This window comes from Chromobacterium sp. LK11 (assembly GCF_001043705.1).
Lineage (GTDB): Bacteria > Pseudomonadota > Gammaproteobacteria > Burkholderiales > Chromobacteriaceae > Chromobacterium > Chromobacterium alkanivorans.
The window spans coordinates 1-851 of record NZ_LDUR01000059.1; the positions used below are offsets into that span (position 1 = coordinate 1).

At 67.1% G+C, this 851-nt stretch carries 1 protein-coding gene; it reads left to right on the forward strand.

Annotated elements, in window-relative coordinates; translation table 11 throughout:
- The first annotated feature begins 1 nt into the window (after position 1).
- On the forward strand, positions 2-664 hold the full coding sequence (locus VK98_RS22520) for a hypothetical protein (protein ID WP_338030586.1): 663 nt from the start codon (positions 2-4) through the stop codon (positions 662-664).
- Positions 665-851 lie beyond the last annotated feature (187 nt).

Sequence of the window (851 nt, forward strand, 5' to 3'; positions counted from 1 at the left end):
TATAAACATGACGAGCATCGCAGCCAGAGGAATCGGCGGTCCCCCGCCCAAGCGCCGCATCGCGGGCTTGGTCGGCGTGATCGTCTTCCATGCACTGTTGATCTACGCGCTGGTGTCGGGCCTGGCCCAGGGCGTGGTCAAAGTGATCCAGCAAAAAGTGGAAGTGGCGGTCATCAGCGAACCGCCGCCGCCTCCGCCGCCCCCTCCGCCCAAGATCGAGAAAGTGGTGCAGCCCACCGCCGCGCCCAAGCCGCAGGCCTATGTGCCGCCGGTGGTCAATCCACCGCCGGTCACCTCCACGGCCAACGCGATCCAGTCCACCACCTCGGACCCGGCCCCGCAGCCGGCGCCCACCCCCGCCCCGGCGGTGGAAGCGCCCAAGGGCCCGGTGTCGGCCAAGGCCAACTGCACCCAGCTGCAAGCCCCGGAGTACCCGAGCAAGGCGCAGCAGGACGAGATCCAGGGCGTGGTGCGCGTGGCCTTCCAGGTGGGCGACAACGGCCGCTTCAGCCACATCGCCAACATCTCGTTCGACGGCGGCATCCCGCCGCGCTACCGCAGCGGCTTCCAGTCGGCGATCAGCGCCGCGCTGCAAGGCTACAGCTGCAAACCCAACAGCCTGTTGAGCCAGGAATTCGGCTTCAAACTCGATTCCGGCGAATGAGCGCGAGCGCGCCGCGACCGGAACAAGCAATCTTTAGGAGAACCAGAACATGAGCAAAATCACCCGCATCGCCTTCACCGCCGTGGCTCTGCTGAGCAGCCTGAACGCCCTGGCCGCCGAAACCGCCCACGTGACCAGCAACCCGTACGGCATCGACGCCCTGTGGGCGCAAGGCGACATCGTCGCG